Below are 22,845 nucleotides of genomic sequence, written 5' to 3'. Positions count from 1 at the left end.
GCGCCGTAATCAGCCGGTGCGGAGGAATCCATGCTTATGAGTCTCAGCGACGGCGACGATTGCCGTACGCGAACCCTGCACGCGCTGCGCAGTAACGACGAAAGTCGTGACGATGTGTTGCGACAGTTCGTCCGTCTGGCCAGCCAGGCACTCGGTATACCCGGCAGCTTTATCTCCGTACTGGATGATGAGATGCAGCATGTTAAGGCTGCGCAAAATTTCACACTCACTCAATCCTCCCGGCAGGACTCGCTCTGCCGGCATGCAGTGGACAGTGACAGCACCGTGGTAGTACCCGATACGTTGCTGGATACCCGCTTTGCTGAGCATCCGCTGATTGTTGGCGCGCCTTTTATTCGCTTTTATGCCGGCGTACCGCTTAAAAGCAGCACAGGTCTGATACTGGGTACGCTGTGCGTGACTGACACCGCGCCTCATCCCTTTAATGCGGATCAGGTCGCCATGCTGAAGATGCTGGCGGCACTGGTGATGTCATTTCTTGAGGCCTGGTACTCGGCTGGCTTTGCCGACCCGGTAACCGGTCTGCCCAACCGCCAGCGTCTGATTCGCGACCTGCAGTTTCTTGCCGCCTCCGGTGACACCACGCCACGGCGGCTGGTGCTGATTGACTGTATCGATATGCCGCGCGCCTACGAGCTTGCGCGCTCAATGGGCATGGGACCAGTTGAAAGCCTGTTGAAAGATGTGGCGACACTGCTGCCGCTGCGCCTGAGGCCTGCGCCAGGAGAGATGCTCTACACCGTAGCCACCGGGCGCTTTGCCCTGCTGACACGTCAGGAGAGCAGACTCACTGCCAACTGGGTGGCAAACAAGCTGGCCGGGATCAGCGCGGATCTCGGCGATGGGCTGTCGGTTGCACTGATGACCCACACCGGTGAGGCGAGTTTCAATACCGGGGAGATGCCTGCCCAGGAGATCCTGCGGCGTGCGGTCAGCGCGCTGCACGAGGCCATCACACGCGACGTCGCCTCGATGCCTTTCAGCGAGGCCACTGATACGCGCCATACGCAGGACTTCACCCTGATGCATGACCTGGCCATCGCGATACGCCAGGATAAGGGGTTATGGCTGGCGTATCAGCCTAAAATCTGTCTGCACAGCGGCAAGCCAATTGGCCTGGAGGCCCTGATCCGCTGGCAGCATCCGCAGCGCGGCGAACTGTCTCCTGCACAGTTTTTACCCTTTGCCGTGCAAACCGAGCTGCTCAGTGAACTGACCACCTGGGTGACAGAGCACGCAATCGCCCGGCTCTCCCGGCTGCGCAACAGCTATATTCAGTTGCCCATCACCATTAACGTCAGCAGCAGCGATTTTTCACGTGACGGTTTTGCCGACGAGCTGGAAGAGCAGATGATCAGGGCGAAGCTCCCGGTTTCGCTGCTGGGCATTGAGTGTCTGGAGACGGAACGGATTCTGGAGAGCGCGACCGCAATGCGGGGGCTTGAGATGCTGAAACTTCGTGGATTCGGTATTTCACTGGATGACTTTGGTACCGGCTACAGCAACATCAGTTATCTGCGGCGCATTCCGCTGGATGTGATCAAGCTGGACCGTTCACTGATCAGCGAAATTTCATCTGACACCGCATCGCGCGTCATCGCCCGCAGTATTATTGCGATGCTTAAAGATCTCGATTATATGGTGCTGGCTGAGGGCGTGGAGAATGCGGAAACCGTTACGGCGCTGACCGAGTTTGGCTGCGACCAGGCACAGGGCTTTTTCTACTCCAGGCCGCTGCCGGAAGCGGCACTGGATGAGTGGCTCGGCTGGCGATTACGCAGTAAGTGCTGAGCCTGTCCCACACACCCCGGAATCTTACCCGGCCGAATCAGACGCGCTGAACTCCTCAGCTCCGGCAATGATGACGGTATTACGCCCGGCGGCTTTTGCTTCGTAAAGCGCTTCATCGGCACGCCGCAGCAGAGAGTCGCGATCGCTATCCTGATCGCTCCGCAAAGCCACCCCGGCTGAGATGGTCATCGTTCCGGCAAACGGAAAGGTGGTGGCGCTGACGGTCTCACGGATGCGCTCCGCGGTGCGGACGGCATCAGCCAGCGTGGTATGCGGCAGCAGCAGAATAAACTCCTCGCCGCCAAACCGGCTGACGATATCGCCGGTACGACAAGCCTGACGCAGCAACGCTGCCAGGCTCACCAGAACCGCATCGCCCGCGTCATGCCCGTACCAGTCGTTTATCTTCTTAAAATGGTCAATATCAATGGCGATGGCACACTGTTCATGCTCACTGTCTGACTGCGCCGCCAGCGCCGAAAATCCGCGTCGGTTGCAGAGCCCGGTCAGCGGATCGGTCATCGCTTCATCGTTTAGCGCGGCAAGATGACCCGCAACGGCGTGCCGATGCGCCTGCACGGCTTCTTTGAGCCGATCAGCCTCGTAATACCAGGTTTTGACCGTGGCGAGAGATTCCGCCTGGGCTTCGCTGCCGCCATCGCGCACTCTGTCCGCCAGCTTTTCCAGTGGAGAGGCGATTCGACCGGCCATAAAGGCAATAATGGCCGCTGTTACGGCAATAATGCCCAGAACGAACCAGACGGCGCTTTCTGCCGTGCGCATCAGAATATGCCTGACCGTTTCAGAGGTGCCGGTAATAAAAACGTTCCAGCCGGTTTTATGCAGTGTGCCATAGCCAGTCAGATAGTGCTGTCCCTCACTCTCCAGCGTGAAATGCCCGCTTTCTGTCGTGGCGAGCCGTTTCTGCAGTGCCAGACTCAGCAGCATCTTTGTTCCGACGCGCGCTGCGTCATGACTGAAAATAATCAGCCCTTCATTGCTGACCACGCTGACCGTTGAACCATTGGAATAGAAATGCTGGCTCAGGATTTCGCTCAGCATGCTCTGTTTCTTGAGATAAATAGTCCCGCCAATGTAGCCCAGATAGCGGCCATCTTCGCTGAACAGAGGTTGTGATAAAAACACCACATAGTTACCGGCCGCAGAGGTAAAAGGAGCAGAGATAAAAGGCTTTTGGGTCGCTATGGCCTGCAGGCTGGCAAGTGAGTGCAGCTTCACGCCAATGAGATTCAGACTATCAGGTGAGGTTGCTGCAATAATGGCATCATGATTTACCACCACCACCGAGTTGAAAAAGCCCGACTGCATTCGCAGGCGATCGCTCTCTCCTTCCAGTCGTTTAATATCGCTAAGCTCATTGATCTGCGACGCACTCCAGGCCAGTTCACGTTGTGCTGTCGCCAGGTAACGATCGGTGGTATCAGCCAGCTTGCGGGCATAGGCAATGTTCCCCTCAAGCAGACTGTCTTCGATGTTGGCCTTCTGAAAGAGCAGCAGCGCACTCAGCAGCAGACCGGAGGTCAGAATGACGCCCCCGATGGAAAGCAAAGTCAGCAGCGAGCGAAGGCGCATTTTTTCATGGGGCATTGCAGTCGGGATCCGGATTAAGTGTCATCTGAGTGTAACAGTAGACGTTTCACGTCAAGGGCCGAACAGAAGATGATTTACACAGGATCACGGCGCATTGCCGGGCGCAGCACACAACCGTCCAGCCCTGCATAAAGGATTGTTTAGCGTTTCGATAGCCCTGATAAGCAACAGCAGAAAATGATTAAGCGGTAATAATGATACTGAGCAGGCCGGTATCTGTGCAGATGACGCACTATTATTACCGCTGACCGTGATAACAACGCCATATGGTCGCTGAAAATAACGGGGCAGGCTCTGCCCCGTTTATCATTACGTTAAAAATATGCGTAGAACAGTTAAATAAAACCTGCATCAATAATAAGTAATTGTGCATCAGCCTTATCTTTTAAGCGAATTTAACGCCAGAACGATTTAATATAAGAGCGGCTGCTGAGCCTTTTAATAAAATGATGCGGACAGGTATAGCGGCGCCCTTCCCACTCCAGATTAAACCACTGAAATTCATCATTTTTAATTTTTTCCAGCAGGGTCATTGCCTGCATCGGCGTCTGAAAAGCATAAGCTTTCATCACGCCCTCCTGGGTGCATAAATCAATATGAACCATGTAACCCCCGGGTGTTAAAAAGATCGAACATTTTATAATTATTGAAAAGCCTCTTTATCATAATCCATTTATCGGCTGCCGATTATCTGATTCCGTATTATTTACGTAAAAATTTCGCATCTATTTCCCATTTAAATTTTTGGGCAACCCTGCCTTATTTCATCAATTAATTTGACCATGTATACGAAATCCAGCCAGACCCGAATAGATCGTAACCCATGTTTAATGCAGCTCAGAGGGTGGCGACGATAAGCGATCGCAGAAGATGACGTATACCTGCTCACATTGTCAGCATTGCACCGTCTGGCAGGTCCAGAGCCGTCATGCAGAGGGGATGTAATGGTGCTGGCTGAGAGGTTGAGATGGTCATAAACAGAGCACATCGTTTACACTCTCATCAGCCTCATCTGCAATCCGGTAACGGTACAGATGTATCGCGGAGCGAGGCAGGAGATCACTGACGGCGGGCAATAAGGAATCTTATGCTGGATTATATGGTGTCGCTCTACCGTACTGTTCCTGTCTCATCTGAACGTCTCAGCGACTGGCTTGCCAGCTGGCTGGCGCAGCAGCAGACACGATGCCACGATCACCATTTTTCTGCCGCCTTTCCATGGCGTGAAACCGGTCTGCCCCAGCACGCCTTTTTGCAGCGAGAACTGACGATAAACGGCCAGCGTTATCTCACCGGGCCGCGCTATCTGGGTGGCGATCCTGCACAGCCCTTTATTGAGGTTGTTGCGCGTGACGGCATCATCGATTACAGGGTCGCTAGCGCCATTATGCAGGCATGGCAGCCGCTGAAACCTCTGAAGCTGCGCATCCTGTTGCCTGCGACTTATCCTGACATCGGTATAACAGATCAACTGCTTTTCCTCAGCGACCTGGCTTCACTCTCTGTTCCTGTCGACGAAGATATTTCACTGGTGACAGCCTGCCGGAAAGATTATCCCGCCTGTATCACGGCGATTAACCGCGCCTATCGTGCCAGCTGGCACACGCTGCCGCATCTGCGCGATCAGTTACTGGCAACCAGCAGGCAGGAATTACGGGAGGATATCGCCGCGGGACATGTGTTTCTGATTATCTGGCAGGGCATAGTGGCAGGGCTGATGATTTGTGTCCCCCGGCGACTGACCTTTATTGAGGGGTTTCAGATTATGGATGAGGTGATTATGCCCGCTTATCAGGGCCGTGGACTCGCCGCGCGCGCTCAGCAGCGTTTGCTGCAGCAGCTTCATCATCATTATGGTGAGAAGGCACTGCTGACCGGTACCATTCTGCCCGGTAACACCCCTTCACTGCGCAGCGCGCAAAATGCCGGGCGACGCTGCGTGCTGAAATATCAGTTTTTTACCCCTGCCGATTTACGAGCCGGCCGACAGGCAATTTAAATCACCATAAAGCCAGCTCAATCAACTTATCCTGCACACTGTAAACGCGCTGCTTAAGGCTCAGGCTCTCGTCTGCGCTGATCCATTTTGCAGCAAACGCACCATTAATTTTTTCCAGTGCGATTTTGGTGCTGCTTTTCAGACCTTCATGCCAGTTCGCGTCTGAACGTTTTGCCGCCTGTTTTTCCAGGCTCTCAACTAACGCCGCGACACTTTTACCACCGGTAGTAGCTTCGGATACAGACATACCTACCTCGTTTTGCTGCTAAAAAACGGCCACACTCGCGGAACATATTATACCTGAACCCTGATCGGCATGGCGCTTTCCTGTGCGCACTACCCGGCATGCCTCGTAAACTCATTCTGGCATCACAGAGATGACGTAAATGGCGCAACGCCACCTGCATCAGGGGGGAATCCATTCAAACGTCATATCCAATCAACCCGCCAGCATTGCAAATTAATGTGAATTTTTAATGACCATAAAGATAAAAAATAACTTTAAAATTAATGACCTGTTCTCATTTCACTGACCCGCCTTGTGATTCACATTTTGAAAACAAAATAATCACACATAGTTATTTTTTCATGCATAAATTAGTGCCAGTTTTCATTTATGGAGCAAGCAAATGACTCACTTTGTGGCAATTTTTTTCTCTTCACTGTTTATGTGCAGTAACGTTTTTGCAGGTACAGTCTCATCCGTCTCTCTTGGGGCGCTTTCTACCTCGCTCAACGAACGGATGCAGGTGATGAAAGCGGTGGCGGGTTATAAAGCACTGCATCATTTACCTATTGAGGATCTGCCACGGGAACAGGTGGTGCTGGATAACATGCTGCAAAACGCACAACAGGCCGGGCTTGAACCCCACTCCGTGGAGCCGTTTGTTCACGCTTTGATGAACGCCAGCAAGGCGATCCAGTATCGCTATCGGGCTGACTGGCTCTCATCACCAGACAGCGCTGTTCCTGTCAGGGATCTGGCCGAGACCAGACAGCAGATACAACAGCTGGATACCCAGCTCCTGACGGCGATCAGCCAGCGGCTGATGACTGGCGCCTTCTCGCAGGAGGACAAAGAATTTCTGATGTCACACCTCACGGCACCTCACCTCAGTGAAAGTGATAAAAACAGCCTGTTCGCTTCCCTCTCCCGCATTCAGCGCCAGCACTAATCCTCTATCAGCGGAGAACGCTATGCAGCTTCATGAACTCATGGACCCCGACTACTCTGACAATCCCTTTCCCCTTTATCGAAAACTGCATCAGCAAGGACCGCTTATCCCTGCCGGAGATAAGATCATCATCAGCGGCAGTCACGCGGTAGTGGACGCCCTGCTGAACGACCGGCGGGTCGGTAAAAATTATATGGAAAGTGTCAGAGTAAGATTTGGTGATGATGCAGCCGGACTGCCGCTGTTTCAGGGTATCAGCAGAATGTTTCTGGTGCTGAACCCACCCGATCATAACCGGTTAAGAGGACTGGTTATGAAGGCGTTCAGCGGCCGGGAGATTAAATCTCTTCGGGAGATGGCGCTGACGATAGCCAATGAACTGGTTGATGAACTGGAAGGGCGTCGTGCCTGCGATCTGGCTCAGGCATTCGCTTTTCCGCTACCGGTGCGCATTATCTGCCGGATGCTGGATGTCTCAGAATCTGATGCACCAGAACTGGGTCGCCTTACCTCTGCGCTGGTCAGGGTTTTCGATCCTCAAATCAGTCAGCCAGATTTGCTGAAAGCCGCTGAAGCTTTTGCCGTGCTGGAAAATTACTTCAGTGCCGTGATCGTCTCCCGTCGTGACAGCACCGCCAGCGATCTGGTGTCACTTTTTCTGCGCAGCGACAGTGACGGCGACCAGCTGGATCACGATGAGATCATCGCCAATGTGATACTGCTGTTTCTTGCCGGTCATGAGACAACGTCAAACATGCTGTGCAACACCATTCTGGCCCTGCATGCTCATCCGCAGGAACTTGCGAGCCTGAAACAGAATCATGCGCTGATACCCGATGCCATAGAGGAATGTCTGCGCTACGACAGTTCGGTCCAGATGCTTTACCGCACGACTCTGGAAGAGATTGAGCTGGCAGGAGAGCTCATCCCGCCCGGAACCCGCTTCTTCCTTAGCCTTGGTGCAGCCAATCACGACCCGCTGGTATTTACCTCTCCGGAACGGCTGAATATCCGGCGGCATGAGGGGCGCTGTCTGGCATTCGGTGGCGGTATACATCACTGTATGGGCTACCGGCTGGCACTGGCAGAAATGGAGGTGGCGCTGGAAGTATTACTGACCCGATTGCCAGAGATGCGGCCCGTGGCCGCTGGCGTTCGCCGCAACCACAGAGCTAATCTGCGCGGCGTCAGCGCCCTGCCGGTCGAATGGTAAAGCACTGCAACGCCCGGCGGTTAACCGCGCAGCCGCAGCGTGGCGGGCAGGATAAGCTGACTGTCAGCGGGATCCTCACCAGCGATCATCGTGGTCAGCATAGAAAAGCAGGCCTGCGCCAGTGCCGGGACATTCTGCTCAACCGTGTCGATCGGAATGGAGAGTGAATCATAGAGATAGTGATCGTCGAAACTGGCAATGCGGATGTCGCTGGTCAGCAGGTTATGCTCGCTCATGTAGCGCAGTACTCCCTCCAGCAGACCGCAGGCGGCGGTGAACATCGCTTTAGGGGGGCGTCCCAGCCTGCGACAGAGCGCGGCAAACATCTCATAGCCACTGCCGGGATGGTAGTTACCCTGAATTATCCACTCCGGCCGCAGCGTCACACCCGCCCGCATCAGTCCCTCTTTGAATCCCGCCAGACGATCCTGGGTCGGGGAGAGGTCAGACTGTCCGCCAAGAAAGTAGATCTCCTCCGGACAGGTGCGCGCCAGCTTTTCGACCAGCTCAGCGGTGGGCGTCACAGAGTCGGTGATGACCCAGGGCAGCCTGGTATTGTTCATGTGGCGGTCAAACAGCAGCACCGGCAGCTGTTCGCTGAGGCTGACATAGTCGCTGTCGCTCAGCATACTGGAGGCGACAATCAACCCGTCGACCTGACGCGCCACCAGGTTATTGACCACGGCCATCTCCTGACCGGCATTTTCATCGGTGCAGGAGATCAACAGTTGCAGACCGGCGGCGCGACAGAGATTTTCCAGCGCATGGGAAAAGGCCGCAAAGCCGTGGTTGGTGATCTCCGGCACCACCAGCCCCAGCGTATGACTGCGGGCGTCATGTAGCATACGGGCGTGTATGCTGGGCTGATAATGGTGTTCACGGGCCAGTGTCAGAACCCGCTCACGCGTCTCCTTCGCCACCCGTAACTCTTCGCCACGACCGTTGAGCACCAGGCTGGCAGTGGCTTTAGAAACCCCAGCCAGCCCGGCGATGTCACTGATGGTAACGCGTTTGGTTTTTCTCACGGCAAGGCATCGGTTAGTGAAACAAGGGCTTATTCTACCATGCAGCGACGTAACGACCAGTAGCGGGCCTGCAGTTCTGCGCGACCGCGCAGGGTTAGCATCGCCGGATGGTCCGGAAAATAACGGCTGCTCATCACCCCTTCCCCGTCGTTGATGAAGATCTCAACGCTGGAGTGGTCACACAGGATCTGCAACCGGCGTGCAGCCCCTGTCCAGTAACGATAGGTCCATTGACCCGATACCAGGCTGCGACGGGCAAGCCGCAGTTCATTCTGCTGCCACGTCAGGATCAGCGTATCGGCGAAATTGAGTTCTATATCGCCCAGGCTCTCCAGCTCAAGCTCCAGCCGCTGCGCGGCGATCGGCGGCGCGTCATCGGCGCGGCCCTGATAGTGCAGCTCCCTCTCCCGCAGCGCCTGCAGTTCTGCAATCGGCTGCTGACAGAGCCGGCCATTGCGGGAGCTCAGCTCGCGCAGACAGGTCATCTGATGGATCCAGTGATGCGCCACGGTTGGCTGGGCCATCTCTTCACCGTCTGGCGTTCCCATCCAGCCCACCAGCAGACGCCGGCCGTCAGCGGTCAGCGTGGTTTGTGGTGCATAGAATTCAAACCCGGCATCCATTTCGTTCAGCGGGCCATGCAGGTAGGCAGGCTGCTGATAATCCAGCGAGCCACTGAGCCAGGCGCAGGCGTGACTGTTCAGGTAGCGTTTCTCTTCAGGCACAAAACCCTGCGGACAGCAGATCAGATACGTGCTGTCGCCGAGGGTGAACATATCCGGGCACTCCCACATGTAGCCAGCGGCGTCCAGCCCGCCCAGTTCGCTGCCTGCAATCTCGCCGAGATTCTGCCATTCGCGCAGATTATCAGAACGCAACAGCAGCACCCTGCCCTGCAGCTGGGTATTCTGCGCGGCCAGCACCATGTACCAGTGATCTTCATGACGCCACACTTTGGGATCGCGAACGTGGCCGGTGTAACCCTCCGGTACGGCGATAACCGGACCGAGTTTGTCGAAACCGCCCGCGCTGTTCTGCTGCGCCAGACACTGCCACGCGGTGCGTGAACCATCATCAAACTTCACATTGCCGGTGTAGATCAGCGTCAGTACACCGTTATCGTCTACCGCACTGCCCGAGTAACAACCGCTGCGGTCATACTCCTCGTCCGGCATCAGGGCGATGGGCTGATGCTGCCAGTGCAGCAGATCGGCTGAGCGCCAGTGTCCCCAGCATTTTTGCTGATGCGCGCACTCCAGGGCGTTCCACTGATAGAAGAGATGATATTCACCGTCGAAATGGATAAAGCCGTTGGGATCGTTAAGCAGCCCGGTTACCGGTGCCAGATGCCAGCCAGGGTAGTGGCTGTCGCTGAGCGCCTTTGGCATACCCTGCATCACCGCCTGCAGAATGGCGGCAAGACGTGTTGATGAGGCCATTATTCAGAATCCGTTTTGTATTTAAGCAGGTAAGAGATCACAAACGCAGTGGTAAACGCGATTGCGATGCCGATGACATAGTTGAGCAGAGAGCCCGCCTGGACAATCGCCATGCCCGGCAGACCGGTCAGCCCGACCGCAGTCATATAAACATGGACCGACACCACCCAGGCACCACCCAGCGCGCCGCCCACCAGACCCGCTATAAAGGGTTTCATAAAGCGCAGGTTAATACCAAAGATAGCCGCCTCGGTAATCCCCAGTAGCGCGGAAAACGCTGAAGGCAGCGAAATCGCTTTGATCTTCGCATCGCGGGTTTTAAACCATACGGCCAGACAGGCACCGCCCTGAGCCACGTTCGCCATCGCCCAGATAGGCAACAGGAAGTTCACGCCGATGGAAGGATTGCCCAGCAGTCCGGCTTCGATAGCGTGAAAGCTGTGATGGACGCCAGTAATCACAATCACCGAATAGAGTCCACCAAACACCAGTCCTGCCAGCCAGCCGGCGTGCGCAATCAGCGTACTGAGAATAAAGGAGATGCCATCACCCAGCATACGACCCGCCGGACCGATAATCAGCAGCGCAATAAAGCCGGAGATAATCACCGTCAGGAACGGGGTCAGGATCAGATCCAGCGCATCCGGGATAACCCGACGCAGCTGCTTTTCCAGCATGCTCATAAACCAGACCGCCAGCAGCACCGGGAACACCGTGCCCTGATAGCCAATCATCGCCACTTCAATGCCGAAGAAGTTCATGGTGTGGAAACCGGCGGCGACGCCCCAGGCGTTGGTCAGCGCCGGATGAGTGAGAATGCCGCCCAGTGTCGCACCAAGAAACGGGTTACCACCAAACTCGCGGGCAGCCGTAAAGCCAATCAGGATCGGCAGGATAATAAAGGCCGCCGAGCTGCACATATCCAGCATGATATAGAGCGCATTTTCCGGATTGACCCAGCCGTAAGTTTTGACCATCCCCAGCAGGCCCATCAGCAGACCTGATGCCACAATCGCCGGAATGATCGGCACAAAGATGTTCGACAACAGGCGAGCGATGCGCTGGAAAGGGTTGAGCTTACGTGCGGCTATATCAGCGGCCTCAGATTTGCTCGATTCACTGATGCCCGCCTCGGCGATAAAGGCAGCGTAGACCTTGTTCACCACGCCGGTGCCGAAGATAACCTGAAGCTGGCCCGCATTGCGGAAGCAGCCTTTAACGCCTTCAATCCGGCCAATCGCGGTCGTATCCGCTTTTTCATCATCCGCCAGCACCAGCCGCAGCCGGGTGGCACAGTGAGCAGCGCTGGCGATGTTCTCTTTACCACCCAGCAGGGGCAGCAATGCCCGCGATATTTTTACATAGTCCATACACACCTCAATCTTGTTATGTTTTTATCCATCCTGATCTCTGGCCCCGGCATCCGGGGCCGCCCGGTCAGAACCAGGTTTCCATCTGTACGCCGAAGTTCCATTCGCCACCGGCATCGAATCCTTTACTGCCGAAAGCGTCGTCACTGGCATAGTTATCCAGCCGGTGATCCCAGTTCATCCAGGTTGCAAAGAGACGAATTTCCGGACGTTTGAGGAAGTCACCGACATCACCGGCTTTCAGGGTTGGCGCAACGGTGAGTTTGGTAAAGCTGCCGCTGACCGCATTACGGTTGTTGTAGCCTTCAGGACGCAGATCCATGTACTGATAAGAGCCTTCATACTGCATCTCAAAGTTCTGGGTGATTTCCTGAATCAGCCGCAGGTTGACTGTCGCCCAGTCATAGCTGTCACCTTTGACGTAACGATCCTCACTACGCTGAGCCAGTAAAGCAGGTGCAATGTGCCAGCCACCGCCCAGCGGGGTAATACCGTAACTCGCCAGACGCCAGGTGTCCGCTTCCGGCAACAGTGCGCCATCAGAACCAATCGACTTCACCTCTGCGCCCAGTCCATGACCATAGAGCAGTGCAGTTTTCGACGTGCCTTCTCTCAGCCCATAAAAGCTGTCGTTATGCAGGCCAAGCAGCGCATGTACGCCGGTTTCTGCCGCATCGCTTTTGACTCTGAGGCCGTCGATGTCACGGCGATCGTCGTTATCCTTTGCCCGCATACCGCTGACCATCAGCTGTACCGGCCCGACAAAGTTATTCAGCGACAGGATGTAGTTCTGCGCAGTGTTTTCATTGTTTTCAATGTCGCCAAAGGTACGACCATAAAGGGAAATGTTACTGCGCGCCTGATCGCTCCATTTCATGTCGTAAATACCGGCACCGGTACCGGCAAGGAACACCACATCGGAGTCGATCCAGTGAATATCAAAGTTATCGCGATCAAAACGCTTACCGGCCCAGACCGTGGCGTTATCGAATGCGCCGCTGAAGGTGGGAAGCTGCCCGAGCTCGACAAACGCCTGACGCAGGTTGAGATCGCTGCTGGCGGCTGTCCAGTCGTTGTAGGTGCGCTGTCCATCGGCCAGCATCGCTTTGAAACGGGTGGTCGCGCCGTTGTCCAGCGTCTGTTTATGTTCAAGGTTGAGCTCAACGTAGGTATCCGGTTCATTACCAAGGCGACCAACGTGACCGCCGGTTTCCCCGGCAGGGGTAACGGTCGGGCCACCCTGAGTTTTGGCGGCCGAGCTGTTCATCAGCAATCCTGAACGGGCATAACCGTGGAACTCGAAGCCACCTTCATCGGCTGATTTTTGTTCCAGTTTCGCGGTGCGCTGCGCGACCTCAGCGGTGGAGTTTTGGGTCTGTTGTTGCACGGCAGCCAGCTGCTGTGCCTGCTTCTCAGCCATCTGTGCCTGTTTCTCCGCGACCTGTGCGCGGGTTTCCGCTGCATTCGCTCGCTGCTCGGCTGCCTGCAGTCGCTGCTCCATGGCCGCAAGGCGTGCTTCAATGCTGCTCATACTGGAGTCGGCCCAGACTGATGTGGAAAGTAATATCGTTGAGAGACTCACTGCTAACGTGCTTTTTTTCATTTTTTTATGTCCCTGAAGAGAGGCTATCATCACCGGATTTTTTGCTAAACCGGTTTAGGCGCAAATCATAGCCACGGGTAATTTCCCTGCGCAATGAAAATAGCTAAACCGGTTTAGTGATTGTGAGATAGCTCCCAAAACAGGGGCAATAAGATAATCAGCCTGGCAGGTCGTCCAGCTGGTGGAGCCGCGGAAGTGCTGTCATGGCCCCTTTAGCCGTGGTTGCCAGTGCACCGCAGCGTTGTGCACTGGTAAGGCAGATGGCCAGCTGCGATTCATCGGCAGGAAGACCCGACTTAGCCAGCCCCCAGAGTAATCCGGCCACGAAGGCATCACCTGCGCCCGTGGTGTCGATGCTGGCCACTGGCGAAGTAGCATAGTGGTATAGCTGGCCCTGATAGCAGGCGATCACACCTTCCCTGCCCCGCGTGACCAGCAATAATTTTATGCTGAATCGCACTGCCAGCTGCGGCATGGTGATAGCCGGTTCCTGATCCGGACAGAGAAAATTGAGTTCCTCGTCGGACAGTTTAACCACGTCCGCATGGCTCAGCGCCTCGTTCACCACCGCATGCAGCAGTTCCGGATCGGGCCAGAGGTCATGACGCAGATTTAAATCGAAACTGACATGCCCGCCTGCTGCCCGGATCTGCTCCATGGCAGTCAGGGTCGCCGTGCGTGAAGGTTCAGCTGATAAGGCAATCGAACAGCAGTGCAGCCACTCCCCGTGCCGGAATACGGGCAGGTCTTGCACCTCAAGAAACAGGTCAGCACTCGGCCTCACCATAAAGGTAAAGGAACGTTCGCCATGGTCATCCAATCCGACCACCACGGTTGAAGTGCGGTGCTGCGTATCAGCGATCATGTAGCGGGTATCAACCTTCTCTTCAATGAGCGTCTGCCGCATAAACTCACCAAAGGGATCATCTCCTACCCGTCCGATAAAAGCGCTGTTTCCCTGCAGACGGGCAATTCCAACGGCGACATTGGCGGGCGCCCCACCCGGACACTGCATCAGGCGACCCGGCATTTCGGGAAGCAAATCCACCACGGCATCCCCGAGGCACCATACGCGTACAGACATAAAAAACTCCTCTGATTAAACCTGATAGCTAAACCGTTTTAGCTATAGCGATAAACCGTGCTGAGTTCAAGCATTACCCTGCGGAAATGATGCGTAATTAACAGAAGTCGTGATCAGGCGAAGCGATAAGGTACGCATTGCACAATCGGGAGGCAGGTGGAGGAAAGAATTAAAAAACCGGCACAGGGGCCGGTTCTGGTATCAAAAACGTAAAGAGGATTATTTTAATGTGGAGAGTATCTGTCTGATTGACGCGTCAATCTGTTCAGCAATCTCTTTTGGCAAACGGCTGAATTCATACTGCACAGTGCGCTTCTCATCATTAGTTTTACGACGCGCATAGGTATTAGCTGTGGTAAAGGTAGCCAGCTTTTCCGTCACCGTCTTGCTGACGGGTGCAGGTTTTTTTAACTGACGACGGGCGCTTTTAAAGCCGTTAAGAATCGCGCTCTTCTTCTCATCCGCATTGGCGCTTAGCAGGGAATCATCAGCTTTCAGCGTTTGCTTAATATCGCTGACCAGCGCGGTGACATCAACCGCTTCCGCTTTCGCCTCTTCCCAGACATCGAGCAGTAGCTGGTAATCCTGAAGTGTCAGCTCTGATACGACCGGAAAGAGTTCAATAAATTCAGCGGGTACGGCTGCGGCCTGGAACGCTCGTGAGACCTTTGCGTTTGAGATGCCTTCGGCTTTAGCAATCTCTGTTTTACTCATGCCATTTTCGTTCATCAGCATAAAGCGCAGGCCTAATTCACGCAGGTTATGCTCTTTTGCTGTCTGAATGTCCGCAGCCAGCTGACGCGCATCACTAAGGCTCAGTTCATCAGCGGTGACCAGTACTTCCAGACTGGCACCGGAAAGAATGCATGCGGCGCGGCGGCGCGAACCATCCATGATTTCAATCCGGTCACCGTTGACACGACCAATAGCCGGAAAAAATTGCTGCAGCGTAATAGTACGGGTGATCTCCTGAAGCGATTCCGGCGTCAGCGTGCTCTGGTCACGTCCGTTGATTTTTGGGTCAACGCTAGTTCTGGTCTCAATATCATCATGCAGGATTAGCTGGCGCACAAAGGTGGCCTTCGCGCCCGACTTCAGCGTAAATGTGCGCGACTGGCTGCTGCTGTCGATCATGTTTGCGATAGCAGAATCACCAAACTTGCGCCCGATGCGCTGTATAGGTTTGCTCACAGGGTACTCCTGATATATTCAATGCGGTCAAACACAGCCCTTGAGAACTGCTCGGCTTCATATTTAGCTTTGCGCAGAGCGTCCGCACTGCCCGGATAAGAGGAGGGATTGGCACTGATCACCGTATCAAAGGATTCGCCGCAGCGTTCAAATCCATCCAGTCGCGGCAGGCTGCAGTCGAGCATCGATTTAGTAAACACTTCCCTGGCATAGCTTTGCGAAGTCAGGTGATCGTGTTTAGAAGTCATTTTGGACATAAAGCCGATATTGGCTTTAAGCCGTGGCTCAATGCCTTCGGACTCAATACGCTCCAGCATTTCAGGCAGACGCGTCAGATACTTCATGGTGGAGTGGAAATCGACCTGTGCAGGAGGCGTCGGCGTCAGCAATACATCACTGGCCGCAATTGCATTCAGCATGAATGAATCAAGGTGAGGTCCGGTATCAAGGAAGATAAAATCGTAGTCGCCCGCCAGACGATCAATCACGTTGCGGCGTAGTACTTCCGAAGGCGCAACGCCTGGCAGATGCTCAGCAACCAGCTCTTCCCAGTCGCTTGCAACAAAACCATCGTCGATAGAGGCTGGGATCACATCAACGCCGGGCATGACAGTAGGTTTAATGAATTGCTTACGAAGCTGGTCAGCATCCAGATCGTTCAGCATCGCCTGCGCTGCCGTCTCCAGAACTGAACCGACACTGTTGGTATGGCTCAGGAACATCGTGCTTGATGCCTGTGGATCCAGGTCGATAACCAGAATACGCAGGTCATTATGTAACATAGAAGGATGTGCACGCATACCGTGGGCCAGCGTGACTGTGCTCACTGTTTTTGAGACACCACCTTTAAGGCTGACAACGAATACGACAAAGGGGCCATCGTGCCGATCACGATATTTCGGTACTTTACGATGCTGATAGATGTCGACCACATTCTGGATATTCAGGGCATATTGTGAGGTGCTGCCGGTCTGTTTTTTCCCAAACTGATAACCTGCTGCTTCCATATCACCAATTGCGGCGACAACAGCATGCTTACTCAGCAATGGCATGTTGGCGACAGCATTCCGGGAGAAGGTCTGGTAAAAACCGGTCTGGTTAAATTCCTGACGCTGCTGCTCAATATGGTTACTCAGTCCATGTAACATGGAATTGGCACGTGTGGCCATTTCCAGCACTCCACCATAATCACGCTTCATAAGCCCCTCTGCGTTAATGTTTTTTGCATACTACACAAAAAGCACATATCTGCCAATTTTTTAGAAAAATGCCAAAAACCTGGATTTTTTCTCCGCGATGGTAAGATGCAAGCAGCATTACTTTTGTGAATCACTGGAAAGTGAATCGCTCTGCTTTTTTGTCTTACAGGCTGGTTGAGACAGATAACTTAAAATGGCGACATTAAACGAATATTTTAAGGACTAATGATTCGGAGCGGTGCATTCCGATTCTGATAAATCATCTGCCAGTCTGCAGCTTGCTCGTTAAATTGTTTTCGTGTTTTTTTAATGGTGTTTTCAGCATGAAAATTCAATAAAAGTTATTATAAATCATTTAATTAAGCGTGAAATAGCCTGGTGAAAAATTTCCAGGATTAATGCACTTTCACTCAACATTTACTGCTGACGTAGAGTTTTACTCAGAAGCTATTACAGTGCTTTTGAACCTGAAGGAGTAGGCATAACGGTAAAGTGCGCAAGTAATCGTTACCGTTATCATTGCTAACTTAAGATCACTGCTTCCAAATCTATACCTTTTATGCCTTGTCATTATGTATCGTTCATAATCTGTGTTGCTGCCTGTCAACATAATGTCAGGCGTTTTCCGCATAGGGTTTTTTTATTGCAAGGCTTAATCCAGAAAAGAGAGGGATTTAATTCCCTTCATCATTATGTGATGTCACGAATCAAAATCATCGAAGAGTTAAGACTGCCGATTTAAGAGCATGAGTAGGAGTAGGAATAGGAGTAGAGAACAGGCTTAATGCGGCAAGGCTTAGAACAATATTAATTGTGGCAAGTCACCATAATGTAGCTATGCCGGACAGTCAGAATTAACGCTCTACTGTGCTTGATTCAGCTCCCGATACAATCTTTTCATCTTCATATCATTCTTACATTCCTGAAATTACTTCATTCACGCTAAGCCTATTTATTAGTTTAAGTTATTATGCCGAACGCATTTTTCTTACTGTCGTTCTTCCTGTTCTTCCTGTTCTTCCTGTTGTTCCTTCACTGGTGCCTTATTAACTTCTTCCGGGAAAGTTATTTTAAGTGCCTTTTTAGTATGTCTGACAGATTCTGAGTACTGACAAAACAAAGATATTACGTTAAGTAAGAATCTTATGGTGTTTTCATCATGAAAATAAAAAATAATCCATTATTTATCAAATAGATAGGCGATTAACATCATGGTGAGTTTTCTGTATTTTCACTGACCGATTTTCTGAGGCCTGATTTAAACTTATAACCCTAAAGATTTAATGGTTATAGGTGTATGCAACATTCCAGTCTTACCTATGCTCAGCGTTAGATCGTTTTAGCAGTAAAAGACCTTCTCAGTCGTGCTTCTGATAAACCGCACATTCAGAACTGAAGGTGAAAATCACTTCTGACTGGGACTCTCAGCTAATTCTTTGTTTTGTGTGTTTTATTCCCGTTATCCACAGGCCAGATCCAATTGGTCGATCCTCAATAGATCAAATTGAGATCCTTAACAGATCCCTGCAGCGTCTGAAGCCTTGTGACACAAGGCCTGGAAGGGGGTCAGTAACCACTGTAGCGAGAAGAATAACCACTATAACGAGTATAACAACCACTATAGCGAGAAAAGCAACCGCGCTGGCGAGTACTCAACAACCACTATAGCGAGTAAGTGGTCTGAATCGGTGTGCATAACCCTGATTATGTGTAGATGACGGCTTTTTCCAGAGTGCTTGCGATGAAAGAGGGAGATCCAGTAAAGGGGGAGGGCGGTGGCTCGACTCTTTTTCAGTTAGTTTTCTCAGGTTATCCACTGAATAGATCCAATAACAGATCAATTTAAGATCCTTATTAAGTTCCTTAAAGATCCCAGCACCGCCTCAGGCCACGGTATGACTACGTTAAAGCCGGGTTGATAACCACTATAACGAGTAAAACAACCACTATATCGAGAGAAATAACCACTATGGTAAGTAGATTAACCGCTGTAGTGAGTGATAGTATCCACTGTATCGAGTAACAGCGGCTCTCGCCTGTTCACATCACGGATCTTCCTAATGCCAAGAAAAGAACCAGATATCCTGAACATAGCTGATGCGTTTAGCGAAACAGATAAACGTACAGGTGAAGTTGTTACTCTTACCCCCAACAGTAACAACACCGTCCAGCCGGTAGCATTGATGCGACTCGGTTTATTTGTTCCGACGTTAAAATCCACAGCGCGCAGTCAGAAAAACCAGATGAACGCCATGGATGTGACCCAGGATCTTAAACAGTTATCCCTGGTCAGGTCAGAAGGCTATGACAACATTAAGATTCTGGGTGCCCGCCTGGATATGGATAATGATTTCAAAACCTGGGTCGGGATCATTCGTGCATTCGCTACGCATGAGTGTCTGGGAGACACGGTAACGCTCTCTTTCGTTGAATTTGCCAAACTATGCGGCATACCCTCAGTGCGTCTCTCCTCGAAGCTCAGGAGCCGTCTGGATGCTTCGCTGACGCGTATTGCCTCTAACACCCTGACTTTTACCAGCAAGGGCGGAGAGAACTACACGACGCACCTGGTGCAGTCTGCGAAATACAGCATCAAGAAGGACACGGTAACGCTGCAGGCCGATCCCAAGATCTTTGAGCTGTATCAGTTCGACAGAAAGGTTCTGCTGCAGCTTAAAGCCATCAATGAGCTGGCACGCAAAGAGTCTGCTCAGGCGCTCTACACCTTCATTGAAAGCCTTCCGCCGAAGCCTGCGCCGATATCTATGGCGCGTCTGCGCGCAAGACTTAACCTGACATCGCGTGTGATTACCCAGAATGCCACCGTCAGAAAGGCCATGGAGCAGTTAAAAGAGATCGGCTATCTCGACTACACCGAAACCCGACGTGGCTCATCAGTCTACTTCTGGGTTCATTATCGTCATCCTAAGCTGCGCCCGGCCGAACTGCCGCTCAGTAAGTCAGGCCTGATCGATGATGAGATGGATGAGTTTGACGATCTTGATATCGATTCCGACGTAATTGACGTCAGCCTGCCTGAACCGGTGATTGAAGAGGATAGCAGTGAGCTGGTGATGGTCTCGCGTGAAGAAAAAGAGCTACTGAACAAAATCAGGAAGCAAAAGAAGCAATGACACGCTTTCTGCTAGCATGCTACTCCGCTTTCAATCTCTTATCGGGAACGCCGGGCTGAAAGACAATAACCACTGTAGCGAGTAACGTTACTCACTATAGTGGTTACCAGCACGACAGCAACATACGTAACGCCTGTCTGAACAGGGCTAATCGCGCTATTCATCACTCTCCATCGGCAGGACCTGAATTGAGCCCGGTGCTGTGTTTACTCTCTATAGTGGTTAGTCTCTCCCGGAAGAGCGGTCTCAAAAGCGTAATAGCCAGAATGAGACCCAATGTTCACTCGCTATAGTGGTTACTTACCTGATCACAGCACAGAAAGTACGGCCGTCATGAAGTATTCAAGCAGGCTGTGCAGGGGAATTGGTGTCATTACTCTACTCGCTATAGTGGTTATCTCCTCCGTTACCGCGCTTTTTCATCTCCCTTTTGTCCATCCAGGGTGGGTAAACTACTCGCTACAGTGGTTATCAGGTTGTTTTATCGCTAAAGCGTTCAGTTAATGATCGGATACTGGCGCTGATGAATGCGATATTCTCGCTACAGTGGTTGTTAATTGGGAGCAGAAATGGGGAGCATACTCGCTATAGTGGTTGTTATTGTCACTGGCCTATGCTCGATATAGTGGTTACCTTAAATATAGTAAGCACTCACTATCATTTATTGCACTGTCAGTAAAAGACTTCCTGTTAAATTGCCAAATGCCCACACTTAAAAATGGTTACTCGCCACAGCCGTTAAACGGTGTGCCGTGCTTCAGATTTTTGCAGTTTTAGAGCTTAGCTGCATTCATAAAAGCACCTTTGCGAGGCCCCACACAGGGCGGATTCTGCAATCAAGGGTCAAAATTCATTGTTGAGAGGGAGATCGGTTTTTTACTCGCTATAGTGGTTATGACTGAATGAAACCGTACCTGGAGTACCTGAAACAAAGGGTAATGCGCCTTCGCGCTGCAATTTAGAAGGACGGATGACGATTTACTTGCTCTGCTTACTCGCTACAGTGGTTTCCGAACCCTGAATATCGTTACTTTACTCGCTACAGTGGTTATCAAATAGAGCTGAGCCAGAATGAGTACAGAGATTAAGGTATGGCCGGAACCATCAGGAAGGCGCTGCCGTTATCCCTGTCACAAGAACGGGTCCGATGGGGGCGAGGGGGAGGGGAGGTGTTTAGCGGGGCCGCTGCGGCTATGATACTGCTCTGCAGGACATCGGTGAAGAAAGCGGCCTCGCGCTGACGTACCGCTTTATCACCGTTGGGACAGAGAGTGTTACATCGCCTCCCGGTATTCCGGCCAGGCAACGGATTGTGCTTCATAGCGCCCTGCGGCTGCGAACAGCGTGCCCTGGAAGTTGATCACACCTGCAGCCTCCAGCCACATCCACTCTTCTGCCTGTACGATCCCTGCCGCGATGACGGTAATTTCCAGCGCGTAACAGCATTTAATAATCGCCTGAACCACCGCCTGCTTTGGCCCACTGCGATGAACATCGCGGGTGATACCGGCATCAATACGAATGCGGTCGGGCTGAATGTGAGTCAGCAAGGACAATCCCGCGGAGCCGTCACCAAAATTGTCGATCGACAGACTGATTCCGACCGCTTTTAGTGCGCGTACGGCTTCAGAGAACGCTTCCAGCTGCGAGATCACTGCGGTTTCGCTTACGCCAACTACAACCTGCTCAGGAACCAGTCCCGCCTGCTGAATAGCGGCCATAATATGATCGACCGCATTGGGTATCACCACCAGCGTCATAGGCAGCAGGCTGACGTACAGTGTCATACCGTCCGGGCAGACCAGGCCAGCATGGGCAAACGTCTTTTTCACGGTTTCCAGATCGTTAACATAAAGCTGATCGCCTGAGATGTCGTCGGCGGGAGCAGGTCGCAGAGTGGTCGCTTCAATCGCTGTGACCTGACGAGCGAGGGGATCCACCACCGGGCGAAAGCTGACGCCTTCTGTCTCCGGACGGGAGTCCGGCACATCATTGTGCTCAGAAATAAACTCCCAGTAACCCGGGGGGAGGACCTCGTAGTAGTTCTCTTTCTCACGAGACTCTACAAACGTGCGCAGGAATTGCAGTGCCCGATCATCATAGGTCAGACGATATTTTGACGTCCCTTTATCCAGCACGGCCTGCAGCAGCGACGAGCGATCGTGTTCACGCAGGTCGAAGAGTGCCATGCCCGCATTACCAAAGCGGCGGTAAGGCGCATAGTCGCGCATCAGTTCCACCACATTATGGTGCCGTCGATCTGCACAAATTCTCTGATAGACTGCCTGAATGCCCGCTTCCGGCCCCTCAAGTAATTGAAAAAAATGGGTACCGTTAAATAATAAGATGCCGGTCACGTCGTGAGCCGCATTTATTTTGCTGGCGTTGTCGACCATTGCGGGCAGGGTTCTGATGGGAAAGTCATCTGAAATATGGCTGCGATATATTATGGTAGTCAGCATGTGCAGCTCCGTTTTATAAGATTGTTGCGCACACGCTAGCATTGTTCAAAAAATGTTTCATCTCTACTTATTCACTGTCGCACAGACTGCACCACCGCAGGTGGCAGTAAGCGAAACGGCAAATTGTGGGGCACGGTTTCAACAATCGTAATGGGATCAGAGACGCTGAACCTGAGCAGACGAACTTATGCTTCCTGCATAATAAAAAAGGCCGCCGTAATGGCAGCCTCATCGTATTGAAGGAGTAAATGTTATTTGATCAGTTCAGCAGAGACATAAGCTCGATTATCAACGCGTGCGCCGGTAATTTTATAGGATGCACCTGCATCTTTGGCCTGTGCCGCGACTTTAGCTTCAGCAGCATCCAGGGTAGACGCGGTAGCGGTAATAGTCTGGGCAAAACTACCGAATGAAATCAGAGAGAGTGCAGTAACAGCAACGAAAGTTTTGATGGAGTTCATGGTCAATTCCTTAGCGTATTTCAGTCAGGGAGAGGCGTTTTGCCTCGATGGAATGAATGATAGGCGC

Annotated in this window: 17 protein-coding genes; 5 read left to right on the top strand and 12 right to left on the bottom strand. The window is 52.5% G+C overall.

Annotated features, from left to right (window positions below; translation table 11 throughout):
* The first annotated feature begins 30 nt into the window (after positions 1 to 30).
* Positions 31 to 1,812 carry a sensor domain-containing diguanylate cyclase gene (locus tag ACVKSX_RS20635; protein WP_029519685.1) on the top strand — a complete coding sequence of 594 codons (1,782 nt, stop codon included), beginning with the start codon at positions 31 to 33 and terminating at the stop codon, positions 1,810 to 1,812.
* A gap of 24 nt (positions 1,813 to 1,836) precedes the next feature.
* Here ACVKSX_RS20635 and ACVKSX_RS20630 read toward each other — a convergent pair whose 3' ends face one another.
* Together ACVKSX_RS20630 and ACVKSX_RS20625 are read right to left on the bottom strand one after the other, a co-directional pair.
* Positions 1,837 to 3,420, bottom strand: coding sequence for a sensor domain-containing diguanylate cyclase (locus ACVKSX_RS20630; protein WP_354439331.1), 1,584 nt, complete (start codon positions 3,418 to 3,420; stop codon positions 1,837 to 1,839).
* Positions 3,421 to 3,818: 398 nt separating this feature from the next.
* Complete coding sequence (locus tag ACVKSX_RS20625; RefSeq protein WP_010256913.1) at positions 3,819 to 3,992, bottom strand: hypothetical protein; 174 nt, start codon at positions 3,990 to 3,992, stop codon at positions 3,819 to 3,821.
* A 518-nt stretch (positions 3,993 to 4,510) separates the two neighbouring features.
* Between ACVKSX_RS20625 and ACVKSX_RS20620 the strand changes: the two genes are divergently transcribed.
* Complete coding sequence (locus ACVKSX_RS20620; protein WP_187511485.1) at positions 4,511 to 5,422, top strand: GNAT family N-acetyltransferase; 912 nt, start codon at positions 4,511 to 4,513, stop codon at positions 5,420 to 5,422.
* Position 5,423: 1 nt separating this feature from the next.
* On the opposite strand, the gene ACVKSX_RS20615 is transcribed toward ACVKSX_RS20620, so the two are convergent.
* Entirely contained in the window at positions 5,424 to 5,669 is a 246-nt protein-coding gene (locus ACVKSX_RS20615; protein WP_010256916.1) for a hypothetical protein, read from the bottom strand.
* 382 nt (positions 5,670 to 6,051) lie between these two features.
* Between ACVKSX_RS20615 and ACVKSX_RS20610 the strand changes: the two genes are divergently transcribed.
* Both ACVKSX_RS20610 and ACVKSX_RS20605 read left to right on the top strand, forming a co-directional pair.
* Positions 6,052 to 6,597, top strand: a complete 546-nt coding sequence (locus ACVKSX_RS20610; protein ID WP_061902435.1) for a chorismate mutase — start codon at positions 6,052 to 6,054, stop codon at positions 6,595 to 6,597.
* A 22-nt stretch (positions 6,598 to 6,619) separates the two neighbouring features.
* Positions 6,620 to 7,810: a cytochrome P450 gene (locus ACVKSX_RS20605; RefSeq protein ID WP_346459324.1), complete on the top strand. Its 1,191-nt coding sequence runs from the start codon at positions 6,620 to 6,622 to the stop codon at positions 7,808 to 7,810.
* Between the two features lie 20 nt (positions 7,811 to 7,830).
* Here ACVKSX_RS20605 and ACVKSX_RS20600 read toward each other — a convergent pair whose 3' ends face one another.
* The 7 genes from ACVKSX_RS20600 to ACVKSX_RS20570 form a co-directional block, all read right to left on the bottom strand.
* Entirely contained in the window at positions 7,831 to 8,835 is a 1,005-nt protein-coding gene (locus tag ACVKSX_RS20600) for a substrate-binding domain-containing protein (RefSeq protein WP_010671961.1), read from the bottom strand.
* 29 nt (positions 8,836 to 8,864) lie between these two features.
* A complete protein-coding gene (locus tag ACVKSX_RS20595) occupies positions 8,865 to 10,274 on the bottom strand; it encodes a sucrose-6-phosphate hydrolase (RefSeq protein WP_354439334.1) in 1,410 nt (469 codons plus the stop codon).
* Positions 10,274 to 11,644: a sucrose-specific PTS transporter subunit IIBC gene (locus ACVKSX_RS20590; RefSeq protein WP_010256928.1), complete on the bottom strand. Its 1,371-nt coding sequence runs from the start codon at positions 11,642 to 11,644 to the stop codon at positions 10,274 to 10,276. Before ACVKSX_RS20590 ends, ACVKSX_RS20595 begins: the two co-directional genes overlap by 1 nt.
* 67 nt (positions 11,645 to 11,711) lie before the next feature.
* A complete protein-coding gene (locus ACVKSX_RS20585; RefSeq protein ID WP_033774052.1) occupies positions 11,712 to 13,247 on the bottom strand; it encodes a carbohydrate porin in 1,536 nt (511 codons plus the stop codon).
* Between the two features lie 157 nt (positions 13,248 to 13,404).
* On the bottom strand, positions 13,405 to 14,331 hold the full coding sequence (locus tag ACVKSX_RS20580; protein WP_132499682.1) for an aminoimidazole riboside kinase: 927 nt from the start codon (positions 14,329 to 14,331) through the stop codon (positions 13,405 to 13,407).
* A gap of 219 nt (positions 14,332 to 14,550) precedes the next feature.
* Complete coding sequence (locus ACVKSX_RS20575) at positions 14,551 to 15,522, bottom strand: ParB family protein (protein ID WP_010671957.1); 972 nt, start codon at positions 15,520 to 15,522, stop codon at positions 14,551 to 14,553.
* Positions 15,519 to 16,721, bottom strand: coding sequence for an AAA family ATPase (locus ACVKSX_RS20570; protein WP_354439338.1), 1,203 nt, complete (start codon positions 16,719 to 16,721; stop codon positions 15,519 to 15,521). Before ACVKSX_RS20570 ends, ACVKSX_RS20575 begins: the two co-directional genes overlap by 4 nt.
* 2,060 nt (positions 16,722 to 18,781) lie before the next feature.
* On the opposite strand from ACVKSX_RS20570, the gene ACVKSX_RS20565 reads away from it, so the two are divergent.
* Entirely contained in the window at positions 18,782 to 19,855 is a 1,074-nt protein-coding gene (locus tag ACVKSX_RS20565; protein ID WP_010256943.1) for a RepB family plasmid replication initiator protein, read from the top strand.
* Positions 19,856 to 21,129: 1,274 nt separating this feature from the next.
* On the opposite strand, the gene ACVKSX_RS20560 is transcribed toward ACVKSX_RS20565, so the two are convergent.
* Both ACVKSX_RS20560 and ACVKSX_RS20555 read right to left on the bottom strand, forming a co-directional pair.
* Positions 21,130 to 22,317 (bottom strand): diguanylate phosphodiesterase, encoded by a 1,188-nt coding sequence (locus ACVKSX_RS20560; RefSeq protein WP_354439339.1) that lies wholly within the window; start codon positions 22,315 to 22,317, stop codon positions 21,130 to 21,132.
* Between the two features lie 251 nt (positions 22,318 to 22,568).
* Complete coding sequence (locus tag ACVKSX_RS20555) at positions 22,569 to 22,778, bottom strand: YdgH/BhsA/McbA-like domain containing protein (protein WP_022624235.1); 210 nt, start codon at positions 22,776 to 22,778, stop codon at positions 22,569 to 22,571.
* Positions 22,779 to 22,845: the final 67 nt, after the last annotated feature.

Source organism: Pantoea sp. PvP021 (assembly GCF_054056055.1).
The sequence above is the reverse complement of the archived record's forward strand: the minus strand, read 5'-3'. Positions and strand labels throughout refer to the sequence as shown.

Coding starts and splice junctions, on each gene's coding strand:
- ACVKSX_RS20610 (WP_061902435.1), top strand. CDS start 6,052: ATGACTCACTTTGTGGCAATTTTTTTCTCTTCACTGTTTATGTGCAGT.
- ACVKSX_RS20560 (WP_354439339.1), bottom strand. CDS start 22,317: ATGCTGACTACCATAATATATCGCAGCCATATTTCAGATGACTTTCCC.
- ACVKSX_RS20635 (WP_029519685.1), top strand. CDS start 31: ATGCTTATGAGTCTCAGCGACGGCGACGATTGCCGTACGCGAACCCTG.
- ACVKSX_RS20580 (WP_132499682.1), bottom strand. CDS start 14,331: ATGTCTGTACGCGTATGGTGCCTCGGGGATGCCGTGGTGGATTTGCTT.
- ACVKSX_RS20620 (WP_187511485.1), top strand. CDS start 4,511: ATGCTGGATTATATGGTGTCGCTCTACCGTACTGTTCCTGTCTCATCT.
- ACVKSX_RS20615 (WP_010256916.1), bottom strand. CDS start 5,669: ATGTCTGTATCCGAAGCTACTACCGGTGGTAAAAGTGTCGCGGCGTTA.
- ACVKSX_RS20590 (WP_010256928.1), bottom strand. CDS start 11,644: ATGGACTATGTAAAAATATCGCGGGCATTGCTGCCCCTGCTGGGTGGT.
- ACVKSX_RS20585 (WP_033774052.1), bottom strand. CDS start 13,247: ATGAAAAAAAGCACGTTAGCAGTGAGTCTCTCAACGATATTACTTTCC.
- ACVKSX_RS20565 (WP_010256943.1), top strand. CDS start 18,782: ATGCCAAGAAAAGAACCAGATATCCTGAACATAGCTGATGCGTTTAGC.
- ACVKSX_RS20605 (WP_346459324.1), top strand. CDS start 6,620: ATGCAGCTTCATGAACTCATGGACCCCGACTACTCTGACAATCCCTTT.
- ACVKSX_RS20625 (WP_010256913.1), bottom strand. CDS start 3,992: ATGAAAGCTTATGCTTTTCAGACGCCGATGCAGGCAATGACCCTGCTG.
- ACVKSX_RS20630 (WP_354439331.1), bottom strand. CDS start 3,420: ATGCCCCATGAAAAAATGCGCCTTCGCTCGCTGCTGACTTTGCTTTCC.
- ACVKSX_RS20570 (WP_354439338.1), bottom strand. CDS start 16,721: ATGAAGCGTGATTATGGTGGAGTGCTGGAAATGGCCACACGTGCCAAT.
- ACVKSX_RS20595 (WP_354439334.1), bottom strand. CDS start 10,274: ATGGCCTCATCAACACGTCTTGCCGCCATTCTGCAGGCGGTGATGCAG.
- ACVKSX_RS20555 (WP_022624235.1), bottom strand. CDS start 22,778: ATGAACTCCATCAAAACTTTCGTTGCTGTTACTGCACTCTCTCTGATT.